Here is a 13663-nt window from a genome sequence, read left to right on the forward strand (position 1 = left end):
GTCGCCAAAGCCCGCCAAAGCAATCGACAATTATGGTCGTTACTCGTCAGATGCCTCAGGCTTCGGCTGCCGCCGCGTCCTCCAGGATTTCGAACGATGGCTCACCTGATCGGCCAGCGCGGCAAGATGGCCACGCAAGCCGCGCGCGCCCATCATGGACGACAGCGTGACTGATTGCGTGGCAAAGCGCCGCTTGAAATCCTCGCCGCCGCAGAGAAAATCAATCGTGGCAAGGCCGCGGTCGAACGACCATTGGATATAGTCCATCATCAGTACCATACCCGGCGAGGCGCGCTCGTATTCGGGATCATAGGTGGTGACGAAAGCCATCATCGTGCCGTGCTGCTCGAAATTGATCGAGACGGCGACGATCGTGTCGTCAAGCTCCAGCACGAAGATGCGCAACAGCCCGAGATCGGCCAGCACCGAAATAAGCGCGGCGAGAACCGGCGAGCCCTTGTCGAACAGATCCGAGGCACGACCATGGCGAGCGAGCCAGAGGCGCTTCAGCGTCGCGACGCGCTCGAGCACCGGTTCGCGCGGGTCCTCCGCATCCAGCAGCCGGAAACGCAATGCACCGCTTTCTTCCATGAACTTGCGGCCGCGACGATAATTCTGCCGGCCCTTCTTGGACAACGTCTCGAACCATTCCGCGCCACCCTGCCAGGAGCCAGCGACACGATAGCTAAGTTCAGCGCGGTGGTTGGGCCGAAGCGCCTTGCCATGAGCCGGTTCCAGCAGGGCATGAACACCGGCATCCGGTAGCAGTCGGTTGAGATAGATCAGGTCGAAGCCACCCTGGTCAAAAACATACTGCCAGAGGCGGAAGATCGCCCGCGGGTCGCTGTGAGGTGCAACCAGCGCGTCGCCATAGTCACTGTGATCCTTGGCCGCCCATTCGAGTACGCGGATGCCGGAACGCCTGAAGGTCGCGAGCGCTATCACGCCATCGAGCCGGTCGCCGTTCCAGGCAAGCCCAATCCTGAGCGCGCGCCGCTCCTGCTGCGGGGTGGTGCGCCACCAGGCCGCGATCCAATCCGGGTGCTGGAAGACAAGCCCGCCAGCCCGGTGCCAGAGCGCGCTCCAGGCCGGTGCGATCTCGGCAAGGCGCGCCGCCGTTGTCACGACTTCGAAGGTGCGTGTCCGCGGGATTGCGAGAACAACGGGAGCGTTCATGGCCGTGTCCCCTCCGAGGCTCGCGAGGTGCGTGACCGTGGCTTTCCGGGCCGGATGCGCCTGGCAATATGTCCCCACATCCGCCTCAGCGGCATGACGTAAAGGCCTGCGAGCGACTGATAGTCGCGCACATCGCGATCGACCAGTCCGAACTTGAAGTCCTCGTCAGGCTTCGGCACACACAATGTTCCGAAGAGCCGGTCCCAGAACGAGAAGAGCAGCCCGAAGTTCTTGTCGTAGTGGCGCGGATCGACGCTGTGATGCAACTGATGCCAGTGAGGACACAGGATCAAATTGTTGAGCGGGCCGAACGAGATCTTGAAATGCGTGTGCCTGACGAAATCCATCATCAGGATGTTACGCATGACATAGACGTTGACGCCAAAAACGGTCAGTTCGACAAGGTTCAGCGAAATCAGCGACCAGATGCCGAAGCAGAGCCCCACGACGATGCCGTCCCAAGCTCGGTTCATCAACTCGTCGAGCGGATGGACCCGGTCCTTGGTGATCCCGACCATCACCTGGGCCGAGTGATGCACCTTGTGCAGTTCCCAAAGCAGCGGATAGCGATGCTGGGCGACATGATAGAGGTAATAGGAAATGTCGTAGGCCAGGAGCATGCTGACGGTGAAGATCAGAACCGTCACCGGCCCTGCCGGCCCCTCGGTCAGAGGCGGCTGGAAGTGGAACAGTGTCGAAAACAGCCAGTTGGTCCCGTACCCCACCACCGTGACGAAGACGATTCCGGCGGGCAGCATCAGGAAAGGCATCAGGGCCTTCTTCGTGACCCAGAACAGCAGGTCGGCCTTCGCGGAAGGATGGGTGATGACCTCACGCGGGATGGCGAACTCGAAAAACTCCTTCCAGCTCTTCTCCTCGACCGCGCGCCAATAGGCCACAAGCGCGCTGACAAAGGCAGTCAGCAGCAAAAGCCCGGTCGCCAGCAGACTGGTGCCCGAAATCTTGTCGAGGATCTTGCCAACCAGATCGCCCAGCATTCCCACCGCCACGATGAATCCCAAATACCAACACGCCTTTACTCGAAAAACGTCAACTAAACGCAATCGAAGACAGTTAAGAAACCCGAGCCTTGCTCTGCGAGCTACAGGCTGCTCCTGGCAGAACTTTGGTGCTCATCGCCAACGCGACACGGCGTCCGCGTCCTGAAGATTTTCGCGCTACCTCATGCCCGTACTGCGTGCATCCGGCGCCGCGCGGTCGACACGGCAAAACTTTGTTAACCCTAATAATGTGTAATCAGGCTTGTCGTTAGTCCGTAACGAAAGCTTGGTCCCCGTGAAACCAACCGGTCAGTCAGCTGTCTTCGGCAGGCGTAAGGAACCGCACACGGTCATCATCGCCCGGGGCGACGAGATCAGGCATTTCACCATCCGCCCCTGGCTCGCGGCCTTCATCGGCTCGGCTCTGGCGGCGATCGCCATCGGCTATCTGCTCGCGACTTCCTATCTGGTGCTGCGCGACGACCTGATCGGCGCCACGACGGCAAGGCAGGCGCGCATGCAGCAGGCCTATGAGGACCGCATCTCGGCCCTCCGTGCCCAGGTCGACCGCATCACCAGCCGCCAGCTTCTCGATCAGCAGCTGATGGAGACCAAGGTCAGCGAGCTGCTGGCCAGGCAGACCCAGCTCAGCGAGCGGCACGGACGGCTTGGGCCGATCCTCGAGCGCGCCGAGAACGAGGTCGGTGACGCACCTGCAACGGGCGCAACGGCACCCAAGCCCGACGAGCACGCCGAGGTCACCGGCAGCCTTTCGCAGGCGTCGACCTATTCCGTCGCATCCTTGGACGCCGGCGATACAAGGCCCTTCTCGCTCTGGTCGACACGGTCCGATCCGCTTGACGGCGAAACGGCGGCCGATCGCGCCGACAAGCTGTTCGTCTCGATCAATGCTTCGTTGAAGGCCATCGAGGGCCAGCAGCTTTCGCGCATCGCCACGCTTGCCGACAACGCCTACAAGAATGCCGATGCCATAGCGCAGGCACTGGAAGCGGCCGGCCTGCCGGTCGACGGCGAACTGAACAAGAGCGATGTCGGCGGCCCGCTGGTTCCGCTTGATCCCACCATGGGTTTCGACAGCAAGGTCAAGGAGTTGGACGAGGCGCTCGATGCGCTCGACCAGATCAAGAAAGAGGCGCGCAAGCTGCCGCTCGCCAATCCCGCCCCGGGTCGCACGGTGACCAGCCCCTTCGGCGTGCGCACCGATCCGATCCTGGGCAGCGCCGCCCTGCATACGGGAATGGATTTCAGGGCGCCGATCGGCATGCCGGCCAAAGTCACCGCCGCCGGCGTCGTCACAAGAGCCGGCTGGGCCGGCGGCTACGGCCGCATGGTCGAGGTCGACCACGGCAACGGCTTTGCCACACGCTACGGACATCTGAGCGAGATCGATGTGAGTGTCGGCCAAAAGCTCGCCGCCGGCGACGTCATCGGCAAGACCGGCAGCAGCGGCCGCTCGACGGGTCCGCACCTGCACTACGAAGTGCGCCACGATGGCGAGGCGGTCGACCCGCTGCGCTTCCTCACCGTTGGCAAGAAGGTCGCGCAGTACCTTTGACCGGCTGATCCAAATCGGCGCCGTGCCCGATCTCGATCATCCGATCGACAATCCCGGCATCGATACCGGCCGCCGCACCGCTCGCGCCGGCCAGTCAGGCTTTGACATGGATATCCCGCGGGAATCTCGTCAGCGTCTCGTTGCCGGTATCGGTCACCAAGATGGTCTCGCTGATCTCGATACCCCAGCCATCCATCCACATGCCCAGGATGGAATGAACGACATTGCCGGGTTGGAGCACCGTCTTGTCGCCCGGTCTCAGGCTGATCGTATGCTCGCCCCAATCCGGCGGATAGGCGACGCCGATGGAATAGCCGATACGCGATTCCTTCTTCAGCCCGTGGCGCTCTATGACCTTGCGCCATGCAGCTTCGACCGCCTCAGCGGTCGTTCCCGGACGTGCGGTTTCGAGCACCGCATCCATGCCCTCGATCACCGCCTTTGCCGTGTCTGCGACGCGGGTCGGCATCCTGCCGAGCTGCATGGTCCTGGCGAGCCCGGCGGCGTAGCGGCGGCAGACGCCGGCAAGCTCGAGCGCGATCGTTTCGTCCTTTCCGAACCGCCTGTCGCTCCACATGATGTGCGGCGCGGACGCGTTCTCGCCGCCGAGGATCGTCGGCGGCAGCGCCGTGATGTCGCCGGCGAAATCCGGGCTGCCGGCGATCTGCGCCGCCTGGATGGCGGCGATCGCATCGCATTCGCGCACGCCCGGCGCGATGACTTCGTAGGCCCGCGCGACCGCCGCTTCGGCCAGCCTCGATGCGTCGCGCAGATAGGCGATTTCCGGCGCCGACTTCACCGCGCGGATCCAGTTCACGAGCAGGTCGGCGTCGTGCCATTTCGCATTGGGCAATCCGGCGACGAGCCGCGCATGTGCCTTCGGCGAAAAATAATAGGCTTCGAGCTCGACGCCGATATGGCGGCTTCCCCATCCCTTGGCGACAATCCAGGCCGCGATCCAGTCCATGGGATGACGATCGGCGCGCTGAACGTGGTCCTCCGGAAATCCGATCACGTTTTCCGGCTTCATCCAGGCCGTCAGCAACCCGCCGGCCGCATCCATGGCGCGGCCGATCCAGACCGGCTCGGCATCCTCGATGGGAACAAGCACGACCTGCGGCGTGTAGAACGACCAGCCGTCATAACCGGTGATGTAATGCTGGTTGGCGACGTCGTTGACGATCAGGAGTTCGATGCCGCGCTTGGCCATCTCGGCGCGGATTCTTGCGAGCCGCCGCTGGTACTCTTCGCGGGCAAAAGGCAGCTCAATCATCTTTCCTCCTCATCGGGATCGATCTGGGCGGGACGAAGCCCTGTCGTCCACCATTGCGGTGGTTTTGACCGGCGACAATCGGCCAGGACGATGCATGGGCAGGGCCTAGCCGAACGGGGAGCGATTGACTCGAAGCAAGTTGTAGGATGATATGTATCACCCGATATCCAGACATGAACCTTCATGACCGTTCATCGCCTCTCGCCGGAAATCCTCAGCGCCATGGAAGGTGCCGTCGGCCGAAACGGCATTGCCGTCGAGCCGGCTGGAATGGCGAAATATCTGGGCGACTGGGCGGGCGACTATCAGGGTGACGCTCTTGCCGTGCTGCGACCTGGTTCGGTAGCCGAGGTGCAGGCGCTGATGCGCCTGTGCAATGAGCTCGGACTCGGCGTCGTTCCACAGGGCGGCAACACCGGCCTGGTGTCAGGCGCGATCGACAGCAAAGGCGGCGGTCTGGTTGTCTTAAGCCTGGAGCGGCTGAACGCCATCCGGCAGATCGATGCGGATAATTTCACGCTGCGTGCTGATGCAGGCTGCGTGCTGCAGACGATCAAGGACGCCTGCGAGGCGCGGGATTGCCTTTTCCCGCTCGCGCTCGGTGCGCAAGGCAGCTGCCAGATCGGCGGCAATGCGGCCACCAACGCCGGCGGCGTCAACGTGCTGCGCTACGGCATGGCGCGCGACCTGATCCTCGGCCTCGAAGTGGTGCTGGCGGATGGCGAGCTGTGGAACGGCTTCTCCGGTCTGCGCAAGAACAACAGCGGCTATGATTTGAAGCAGCTTTTCATCGGCTCGGAAGGCACGCTGGGCATCATCACCGGTGTCGAGGTCAAGCTGTTTCCGAAGCCGGCCAAGACAGAGACCGCCTATCTCGGCCTGGCCTCGTTCGAAGCGGCCGTCACGCTCTTCAACCGGGCACGCCGCGACTGTTCGGACCTGATCTCCGCTTTCGAGATCATCGGCGCCGAATGCATCGAGCTTGCCCGGCTGGTCGACCCCACAACGAGAGCGCCGGTCCCGGCACCCGTCCAGGTGCTGATCGAATTGTCGTCCAGCGCCGCCATCGATCTCAACGGCCTGCTGGCCGGGTTCCTCGGCGATGCGGTGGAGAGCGGCCTGGTGACCGACGCGGTTCTCGCCGCGAGCACCGCGCAGGCCAGGAGATTTTGGGCGATCCGCGAAGGCCTGGTCGAAGGCCAGGCCAAGCGCGGCTATCATGTGCGCACCGACCTGTCGGTGAAGATTTCCGACATCCCGGCCCTGATCGAGCAGGCCCGCCGCTTCGTCGCAAACGATCATCCCGGCTGGATTCCCCTCGCCTACGGCCACGCCGGCGACGGCAACATCCATTTCAACGTGCTGCCGCCGGCCGACCTTGCCGAGGCCGAGACTCGTGCGCGTGGCGCCGAGGTTATCGCCGGGCTCTATGAAATCGCCGCCGGCCTCGGCGGCTCGATCAGCGCGGAGCACGGCATCGGCCGCAGCCGCCGCAAGGAGTTCTGGGCCGGCCTATCGCCGACGCATCGCCGCATGGTCGCGGCGCTGAAGAACGCCCTCGACCCCAAGGGCGTGATGAATCCCGGCTGTCTGTTGCCCGCGACGGAGACTTTTCCATGAAGCAGAGACTGGCCGCCATCGGCACCGTCGAGACATTGCCGCACCGGGTCGCCGCCTTCCTCAGCCGCGAGATCGAATCCGGCGAGTTGAACCCCGGCGCGCGCCTGCCGACCGAGCAGGAACTGTCCGAAAAATTCGGCGTCAGCCGCAACGTGGTGCGTGAGGCGATCGCCCAGCTCAGGGCCGACGGCATGATCGAGGCCCGGCAAGGCATCGGCGCTTTCGTGCTGGCCCCCGAGCAGCGGGCGGCGATCCGCATCGACCGCGAGGCGCTCAAGGACACGCACAACATGGAGCGGCTGTTCGAGCTGCGCTGCATCCTCGAGGCCGAATCGGCAGCGCTTGCCGCGGCGCGGCGCAATCAGGGCCATCTCGATTCGATCAAGGCTGCGCTCGACCGCATGGGCGGCGAGGAGCGTTGGGAAGAAGGCAGCATCGACGCCGATCTGCTCTTCCACCGCGAGATCGCGCGCGCCACCGGCAACAGCTACATCCATACCTTCATCTCGTTCGTCTGCGAGCAGATCCGCCACTCGATCCACTACGCGCGCATGACCAATCCGCTGCACGATCTCGTCGAGATCAATGTCGGCGAGCATGTGCGTATCTTTGAGGCTCTGGTGGCGGGCGATCCGGCGGCGGCGGAAGCGGCGATGCGGGCGCATATCGTTGGCGCCGCCAACCGCGTCGGCGTCAAGCTGCCGCTCTCGAAAGCCAATGGAGCGAAATAGCCATGCCGACGAGCGTCACCCGCATCTCCGATGTCTGCCTGCTGGTCGAAAACATCGAAAGGACGGTCGACTTCTACGTTGAAAAGCTCGGCTTCCGCCTGCGCCGCCGCGCTGAAGGCTTCGCCGATTTCCATGGCGAGGGCGTGACGCTCGCCGCTTGGGAGCTCGACCACATCAACCGGCATACGGGCGTGTCCAACCTGAGATCGCCGCGCCATGCGCACAAGGTCTGCGTCGCCGTGCAGCTCGACACGCCGGCCGATATCGACTGGCTGCATGGCGAACTCAGCGCCAAGGGCGTGCCCTTCTACGGCCCGCCCGAAAACTACGTCTGGAACGCGCGCTGCGCCTATTTCACGGACCCGGACGACACGCTTTGGGAGCTTTACGCTTGGCTCGACGGCGGCCCTGGCGACTACCACGACGAACAGCCGTAGACGACGCCGAGCCGAAGGGAACGGCGCCTGGAGAAGAGACGAGAAAAGTCTGCAACAGGAGCGAAAAATGAGTGGGAACAGGGACTTCGAATTGAATCGCCGCGCTTTCGTGAAAGGCGGCATGGCTGCCGTGGCGGCCGTATCTGCCGGCATGCAGCTGGTGCTGACGCCCGGCGCCAAGGCCGCCGGCAAGGTCGTCATCCAGTATGACTGGCTGATGTCCAACGGCCAGATCGGCGATATCGCGGCCGTCGCCAATGGCTACTTCAGGGACGCCGGGCTCGAGGTCGAGTTCAGCCCCGGCGGTCCGAATGCGTCGACCGTGCCGCCGGTGATCTCGGGCGCCGCGCAGCTTGGCCAGTTCTCGGAAACGCCGCAGCTCTATTCGGCCCGCGCCAGCGGCGTGCCGATCAGGATCATCGCCTGCGGCTTCCGCACCGGTCCTTATGCATTGACGTCCAAGCCCGCAAAACCGATCCGCGGCGTGGCCGATCTCAAGGGCAAGAAGATCGGCATCCAGCCGACGGCGCGCTTCGTCATCGACGAGATCCTGGCCAAGAACGGCATCGATCCGTCGGAGGTGACCATCGTCAATGTCGGCTTCGACAAGGCGCCGCTGGTTCGCGGCGATGTCGACGCGATCGGCGGCTGGATTACCAACACGCAGGCGCTCAGCGTCGTCGGCGACGGCCGCATCGACCTCTTGACGCGTGACCTCGGGCTGAGCTCCTACGCCGATGTCTATTTCGCGACCGACGCGGCAATCGAAAAGGATCCTGAGACGCTGGCGAAGTTCATCGGCGCCGTCGGCAAAGGCTGGGGCTGGGTCCACGCCAATCCGCAGGAAGCGGTCAAGAAGATGGTCGCCGCTTATCCCGAAATGGATCTCGGCTGGGAGGAAAAGACCGTCAACCTGGTGCTGAAACTCTCCTTCGACGGCGCAACCGCCAAGGATGGCTGGGGGACGTTCGATCCGGCCTCGATCGAGGAGCAATTGGCGCTGCTCGACAAGGTTGGCCAATATCCGAACGGCCGCCCGGCGGCCGCCGATGTCTACACCACCAAGATACTCGAACTCTCGGCCGCCGACCGGCCCAAGCTCGACGCGCCCGCCGCGTGATGCCGGACGCGATCGAAGCGCGACAGCTGGATGTCGGCTATGGCGGCCGGCAGACAGCCGTCAAAGTGCTCGCCGGCCTCGACCTCACCGTCGCGGCCGGTTCCTTCCTGTCGATCCTGGGGCCGTCGGGCTGCGGCAAGTCTACCTTGCTCAGAGTGGTGGCCGACCTGCTCGACCCGCTTGGCGGCTCGATCAGCGTGCTGGGCGAAACGCCGCATACGGTGCGCTCGCGCCGCGATGTCGGCTTCGTGTTCCAGGATTCGACCCTCCTTCCCTGGCGCACGGTGCGCGACAATGTGCGCCTGCCGCTCGGCGTCGGTCAGGGCAGCCTTACGCGCAAGATCGAGGACCGCAGCACGGAACTGCTGGAATTGATGGGGCTCGGCGGCCTCAGTGAGCGCCTCCCGCATCAGCTCTCCGGCGGCCAGCGCCAGCGCGTGGCGATCGCGCGTGCCTTGCTCAGCGAGCCCAAATTGCTTTTGATGGACGAACCCTTCGGCGCGCTCGACGAGATCACGCGCGACCGGTTGAACGACGAACTGCTGGCCCTTTGGCGGCGCAGCGGCACGACTATCCTTTTTGTCACGCATTCGATCGCCGAAGCCGCCTATCTCGGCGAGCGCGTCATCGTGCTGGCCGCCAATCCAGGGCGCGTCGTCAAGGACCTCGACATGCGGCCCTTCAAGCAGGAGGGCAACCGCTGCAAGCGCGAGGATCCGGCGATCGTCGCCGCCATGGCGGACCTGCGCGTCGCGCTGGAGCGCGCATCGTGAGACAGGCGCCGCTCTCCCCGCAAATGACGGTCGCGCTTCCCATCCTGGGCGCGGCTTCGATCCTGCTTGCCTGGCAATATCTTTTGCCGTTGCTCGGCGTGCCGGCCTATATCGTGCCGACGCCGACAGCGATCTTCGGCGTGTTCCAAAAGAATTTTGCGCTCCTCATCGACAATCTGAGGCCGACGCTGATCGAGGCGCTGGCCGGCTTCGTCATCGGCAATCTCGCCGCCGTGCTGCTCGCCGTGCTCTTCGTCCACAGCCGCGTCCTGCAAGCCGCCTATTTCCCCATCGTGCTCTTCTTCAACACCATTCCGATCCTGGCGCTGTCGCCGATCATCATCCTGATCTTCGGACTCGGCATGACGCCGAAGATCGTGATTGCCGCGGTAATCTGCTTCTTCCCGACGCTGGTGAACATGATCCGCGGCCTCGATTCGGCGAGCGACAACGAGCACGAGCTGTTCCGCGTGCTGTCGGCGACACACTCGGAGATTTTCTGGAGCCTGCGTCTGCCCCGTGCCCTGCCGATGCTGTTCTCTTCGCTGAGGATCGCGTCGGCCACCGCCGTGATCGGCGCCATCGTCGGCGAGTGGATCGGCTCGGACAAAGGGCTCGGCGCGCTGATCATCCAGGCGACCTTCAACTATCAGTCCGATCGGCTTTATGCGGCGATCGTGCTGTCGTCGTCGCTGTCGATCGCGTTGTTTTGCCTCGTCGTCCTGATCGAGCGGCGAATCATCAAATATTGAGCAAGACGGCGGCCCCCGCGCCGTGTGCTCACGCATCGAGATAGGAACATCCTCCCGAGCAGGCATTCATCGCGCATTTATTCGGCCTGCGGTAGGATGCCGGCGTGCAACCAAACCGGGAGACAATTCGTGTCAAAAGCTTTTCACGTCTCGATCCGAACGATGCTGGCCTTCATATGTCTGGCCGGGCTGGTCGCCGTGGCGTCCGCCCTTTTCCCCGCCTCCGCCTCGGCGCAGCAACTGCGGCGATGCGCCAATGAAGGCGGCATATGCCGCTTGCCCTACCCCACCCAAGTGATCTACGGCGCCCGAGGCCGAACCACCGCACGGTTTTTCGACCGTCGGGCTGTGCCCTGCTCGAACCGCCTGTTTGGCGACCCCGCCCCCGGCCGCGAAAAGGCCTGTTATTTCGTGGCGCGTGGCGGCGGCTATGGCGATGACGACGACTACGGGGACGACGATTACGGCTCACGCCCCTACCGTGGCGAATGGGTCGCCTGCGCCAGGGAGGGTGAGTTCTGCGATTTCAGCGGCCGCGCGATGGTCAGATACGGCGCACGCGGCCAGTACACGCAGGATGTTTTCAGGAACGGCGTCAGATGCGGCAACGACGCCTTTGGCGATGACCCCGCTCCTGGCGCTCACAAGCGCTGCTACGTCAGGCAGTAGCCGTGCCTGAACCCGGCGCGCAATAAGGTGGCGGCCCCAGCAAGGGCCGTCGCCGCATTCTGCTTCAGCTTGTCCGGCAGGCTGGTGGGCGATGACGGGCTCGAACCGCCGACATCTTCGGTGTAAACGAAGCGCTCTACCAACTGAGCTAATCGCCCGCTTGAGCGCGGACCTTTAAGCAGTTAGGGCCGCATTCGCAAGGCTAAATGAACAGACGGCGCACCCGTCGGGGCGCGGATTTCCCCAGCCTCGGCGCCGCTGTCAAAAAACCTTCTCCTGATTGCTGTAATGCTTGAATGCCGCGCTTGACACCCGCAGGCGAACCCCTTATCCACCGCCCCAACGACGAACACGCCTGACACGTGCTCGTCAAGTGCGCGGGTGTAGCTCAGTCGGTTAGAGTGCCGGCCTGTCACGCCGGAGGTCGCGGGTTCGAGCCCCGTCACTCGCGCCACCTTTTCAAGGGCTTAGGGCCCTTTCCCTCCAAAAAAGTTTCAACTTGCGTTCTTGACCGAGCAATTTGCGGCCTTTCGGCGGTTTTCGGATGACATCATGCTCTATCTCTTTGATTTAGAGCCGGATTCAGATTTCAGGTCGACTCGACCTTAAATCATCCGGCTCTCGGCCCTTGATCCCGGAACCATTCCAATCTTGTCCCGTTCAGCCAACGGGCGAAAAGACGGGAGAGATAAGATGGCTGTGAGATGTCGGATTTCCATCGACGATGAGAGGGATGTCGATGAGCTCGCCTTCCAGGAATTGCCGCGGGTTGGCGAAAGCGTGTCGATACCGGTCGAAGGGTCGAGCAGGGACCTTCGTGTGCTTCGTGTCGTGCATATGCCCGGCAGCGAGCAAGGCGCAACGACGATGCTGGAGCTGACCAGCAGGATTCTTTAGCGCTGCCCCCTCGGAATCATTCGCCCAGCACAACCCCGGAAGCGACAATCTGGGCCGTCCGTTCGGTGAGCTTCTGGCGCTTTACCAGCGTGGGCTTTTCGTAAGGCTTTTTCATCCTACCGTTCCAAATCGGCGCGCAGACAGGACGATGAACGCGCTCGCCTCAGTTGCGTTCCGCAATAAGGGGCCGCTAAAAAAGCCGCAAAAAATGGAAGGCGGGAGGTCTCAGGCCCTGGCGAGCAGCGCCTCGACCTCCTGCGATGTCGGCATGGAAGGCGCAGTGCCGGGGCGGGTCACCGAGATGCCGGCGACCGCGCAGGCAAAGCGCACGGCCTCCAGCGGCTCGGCGCCTTTTGCCAGGGCGGCCGCGAGACCGCCGTTGAACGCGTCACCCGCTCCCGTCGTCTCGATCACCGGACCGGCATTGACCGCATCGACATGCTCCGAACGGTTCTTGGTGTGGAGCAAAGCGCCCTTCTCGCCGAGCGTCACGATGACTGCGCCGACACCCTTGGCCAGCAGCGCGTCGGCGGCGCGGCGCGCGTCGTCGATCGAGGAAACCTTGATGCCGGTCAGCCCTTCGGCCTCCGTCTCGTTGGGTGTGACATAGTCGCAGAGCGCGTAGACGCGGTCGGGCAGGCTGGCGGCGGGGGCGGGGTTGAGGATGGTCGTCACCCCTGCCCCGCGCGCGATCTCGAGCGCCTTCAATGCTGCGCCGATCGGCTGTTCAAGCTGGGTGACGAAGACGCCGGCCGACCGGATCAGGCCTGCATGCGCCTCGATATCGGCAGGCGAGATCAGCATCGCCGCGCCCGGGCTGACGATGATGGCGTTGTTGCCGCTGCCTTCCTCGACAAAGATATAGGCCGCGCCCGTATAGCTGTCCGGCGTGTCGATGACGGCGCTTTTCACACCTGCGTCCTTCCAGGTCTGCTTCGCCATGTCGGCGAAGGCATCGACTCCGAGCCTGGTCAGGAAGGTGATGTCGGCGCCGAGCTTGCCTGCCGCCACTGCCTGGTTCGAGCCCTTGCCGCCCGGGCCGAGCTTGAAGGAATTGCCGAGGATCGTTTCGCCCAGGCGCGGCTGGCGGTCGGCGCGATAGGCGGTGTCGGCGACGAACACGCCCAGGATCACAACAGGCTTCATGACGACGGGCTTGCCTGTGGCCATGCTCTTACTCCGCATCCGGCGGCACGACGCCCTTGCGGAAGGCAAAGCAGCCATAGAAGCGGCGCTCGCCGGTCTGGATCACGCAATAGGCTTTCTTGGAGCGCTCGTAGAAGGCGTAGCGCTCGATCGAGATCATCGGCCAGGGCTTGCCCTCGGCGGCGTCGATCTCCTTCTGCACCTCCCTCTGCACCGGCGGGATTTCGTTTGGTTTGCCGACGATCTCCATGCGCGCTGCCGCATCGTCGACGAAAGTATCCAGCGGATAGAGCGACAGCACCGCCTTCACCACCTCCGCCGCCGTCGCGTCGATGCGCAGGAGCTTGCCGAGCACCGTCTGCCTGGCCACGGAATCGGACGGGAAATTGGTGTCGGCGATGATCAGGTCGTCGCCATGGCCCATCGCCCGCAGCGCCTGGAGCACATCGGCATTGAGCAGCGGATTGATCCCTTTGAGCATGGTTTCCTCTT

15 protein-coding genes and 2 tRNA genes are annotated in these 13663 nt (G+C 63.7%); 10 read left to right on the forward strand and 7 right to left on the reverse strand.

Annotation, left to right across the window (positions count from 1 at the left end; all coding sequences use genetic code 11):
• Positions 1-39 precede the first annotated feature (39 nt).
• On the reverse strand, positions 40-1176 hold the full coding sequence (locus LB526_RS13925) for a GNAT family N-acetyltransferase (RefSeq protein WP_224525564.1): 1137 nt from the start codon (positions 1174-1176) through the stop codon (positions 40-42).
• Positions 1173-2174, reverse strand: coding sequence for a sterol desaturase family protein (locus LB526_RS13930; RefSeq protein ID WP_224628084.1), 1002 nt, complete (start codon positions 2172-2174; stop codon positions 1173-1175). Before LB526_RS13930 ends, LB526_RS13925 begins: the two co-directional genes overlap by 4 nt.
• A gap of 298 nt (positions 2175-2472) precedes the next feature.
• Between LB526_RS13930 and LB526_RS13935 the strand changes: the two genes are divergently transcribed.
• A complete protein-coding gene (locus LB526_RS13935) occupies positions 2473-3753 on the forward strand; it encodes a M23 family metallopeptidase (protein WP_224525562.1) in 1281 nt (426 codons plus the stop codon).
• Between the two features lie 94 nt (positions 3754-3847).
• On the opposite strand, the gene LB526_RS13940 is transcribed toward LB526_RS13935, so the two are convergent.
• A complete protein-coding gene (locus LB526_RS13940) occupies positions 3848-5026 on the reverse strand; it encodes a M24 family metallopeptidase (RefSeq protein ID WP_224525559.1) in 1179 nt (392 codons plus the stop codon).
• A 183-nt stretch (positions 5027-5209) separates the two neighbouring features.
• On the opposite strand from LB526_RS13940, the gene LB526_RS13945 reads away from it, so the two are divergent.
• The 7 genes from LB526_RS13945 (at position 5210) to LB526_RS13975 (ending at position 11128) form a co-directional block, all read left to right on the forward strand.
• Entirely contained in the window at positions 5210-6646 is a 1437-nt protein-coding gene (locus LB526_RS13945; RefSeq protein WP_224525554.1) for an FAD-binding oxidoreductase, read from the forward strand.
• Positions 6643-7377 (forward strand): FadR/GntR family transcriptional regulator, encoded by a 735-nt coding sequence (locus LB526_RS13950; RefSeq protein ID WP_224525550.1) that lies wholly within the window; start codon positions 6643-6645, stop codon positions 7375-7377. The genes LB526_RS13945 and LB526_RS13950 overlap by 4 nt, the downstream gene beginning before the upstream one ends.
• A gap of 2 nt (positions 7378-7379) precedes the next feature.
• On the forward strand, positions 7380-7814 hold the full coding sequence (locus LB526_RS13955; protein WP_224525548.1) for a VOC family protein: 435 nt from the start codon (positions 7380-7382) through the stop codon (positions 7812-7814).
• 67 nt (positions 7815-7881) lie between these two features.
• On the forward strand, positions 7882-8934 hold the full coding sequence (locus LB526_RS13960; protein ID WP_224628086.1) for an ABC transporter substrate-binding protein: 1053 nt from the start codon (positions 7882-7884) through the stop codon (positions 8932-8934).
• A complete protein-coding gene (locus LB526_RS13965; RefSeq protein ID WP_224628087.1) occupies positions 8934-9707 on the forward strand; it encodes an ABC transporter ATP-binding protein in 774 nt (257 codons plus the stop codon). Before LB526_RS13960 ends, LB526_RS13965 begins: the two co-directional genes overlap by 1 nt.
• Complete coding sequence (locus LB526_RS13970; protein WP_224543806.1) at positions 9704-10459, forward strand: ABC transporter permease; 756 nt, start codon at positions 9704-9706, stop codon at positions 10457-10459. The genes LB526_RS13965 and LB526_RS13970 overlap by 4 nt, the downstream gene beginning before the upstream one ends.
• 129 nt (positions 10460-10588) lie before the next feature.
• Entirely contained in the window at positions 10589-11128 is a 540-nt protein-coding gene (locus tag LB526_RS13975; RefSeq protein ID WP_140840233.1) for a hypothetical protein, read from the forward strand.
• An 82-nt stretch (positions 11129-11210) separates the two neighbouring features.
• Here LB526_RS13975 and LB526_RS13980 read toward each other — a convergent pair.
• Positions 11211-11286 (reverse strand) — tRNA-Val (locus LB526_RS13980).
• Positions 11287-11505: 219 nt separating this feature from the next.
• Here LB526_RS13980 and LB526_RS13985 point away from each other — a divergent pair.
• Both LB526_RS13985 and LB526_RS13990 read left to right on the forward strand, forming a co-directional pair.
• Positions 11506-11582, forward strand: a tRNA-Asp gene (locus LB526_RS13985).
• Positions 11583-11821: 239 nt separating this feature from the next.
• Entirely contained in the window at positions 11822-12025 is a 204-nt protein-coding gene (locus LB526_RS13990; protein WP_042644456.1) for a hypothetical protein, read from the forward strand.
• 16 nt (positions 12026-12041) lie between these two features.
• On the opposite strand, the gene LB526_RS13995 is transcribed toward LB526_RS13990, so the two are convergent.
• The 3 genes from LB526_RS13995 to LB526_RS14005 form a co-directional block, all read right to left on the reverse strand.
• Positions 12042-12140 (reverse strand): putative RiPP precursor, encoded by a 99-nt coding sequence (locus tag LB526_RS13995; RefSeq protein ID WP_208648418.1) that lies wholly within the window; start codon positions 12138-12140, stop codon positions 12042-12044.
• A 110-nt stretch (positions 12141-12250) separates the two neighbouring features.
• Positions 12251-13195, reverse strand: coding sequence for a ribokinase (gene rbsK / locus LB526_RS14000; protein WP_224628088.1), 945 nt, complete (start codon positions 13193-13195; stop codon positions 12251-12253).
• A 4-nt stretch (positions 13196-13199) separates the two neighbouring features.
• Positions 13200-13652 carry an RbsD/FucU family protein gene (locus LB526_RS14005; protein WP_140627511.1) on the reverse strand — a complete coding sequence of 151 codons (453 nt, stop codon included), beginning with the start codon at positions 13650-13652 and terminating at the stop codon, positions 13200-13202.
• Positions 13653-13663 lie beyond the last annotated feature (11 nt).

This window comes from Mesorhizobium sp. CA6, from assembly GCF_020165035.1.
Classification (GTDB): domain Bacteria; phylum Pseudomonadota; class Alphaproteobacteria; order Rhizobiales; family Rhizobiaceae; genus Mesorhizobium.

What these genes read in the sequence shown, in the direction of transcription:
- LB526_RS13925 (WP_224525564.1), bottom strand. Translation starts at nt 1,176, where the DNA reads ATGAACGCTCCCGTTGTTCTCGCAATCCCGCGGACACGCACCTTCGAA.
- LB526_RS13930 (WP_224628084.1), bottom strand. Translation starts at nt 2,174, where the DNA reads ATGCTGGGCGATCTGGTTGGCAAGATCCTCGACAAGATTTCGGGCACC.
- LB526_RS13940 (WP_224525559.1), bottom strand. Translation starts at nt 5,026, where the DNA reads ATGATTGAGCTGCCTTTTGCCCGCGAAGAGTACCAGCGGCGGCTCGCA.
- LB526_RS13945 (WP_224525554.1), top strand. Translation starts at nt 5,210, where the DNA reads ATGACCGTTCATCGCCTCTCGCCGGAAATCCTCAGCGCCATGGAAGGT.
- LB526_RS13950 (WP_224525550.1), top strand. Translation starts at nt 6,643, where the DNA reads ATGAAGCAGAGACTGGCCGCCATCGGCACCGTCGAGACATTGCCGCAC.
- LB526_RS13955 (WP_224525548.1), top strand. Translation starts at nt 7,380, where the DNA reads ATGCCGACGAGCGTCACCCGCATCTCCGATGTCTGCCTGCTGGTCGAA.
- LB526_RS13960 (WP_224628086.1), top strand. Translation starts at nt 7,882, where the DNA reads ATGAGTGGGAACAGGGACTTCGAATTGAATCGCCGCGCTTTCGTGAAA.
- LB526_RS13965 (WP_224628087.1), top strand. Translation starts at nt 8,934, where the DNA reads ATGCCGGACGCGATCGAAGCGCGACAGCTGGATGTCGGCTATGGCGGC.
- LB526_RS13990 (WP_042644456.1), top strand. Translation starts at nt 11,822, where the DNA reads ATGGCTGTGAGATGTCGGATTTCCATCGACGATGAGAGGGATGTCGAT.
- LB526_RS13995 (WP_208648418.1), bottom strand. Translation starts at nt 12,140, where the DNA reads ATGAAAAAGCCTTACGAAAAGCCCACGCTGGTAAAGCGCCAGAAGCTC.
- rbsK (WP_224628088.1), bottom strand. Translation starts at nt 13,195, where the DNA reads ATGGCCACAGGCAAGCCCGTCGTCATGAAGCCTGTTGTGATCCTGGGC.
- LB526_RS14005 (WP_140627511.1), bottom strand. Translation starts at nt 13,652, where the DNA reads ATGCTCAAAGGGATCAATCCGCTGCTCAATGCCGATGTGCTCCAGGCG.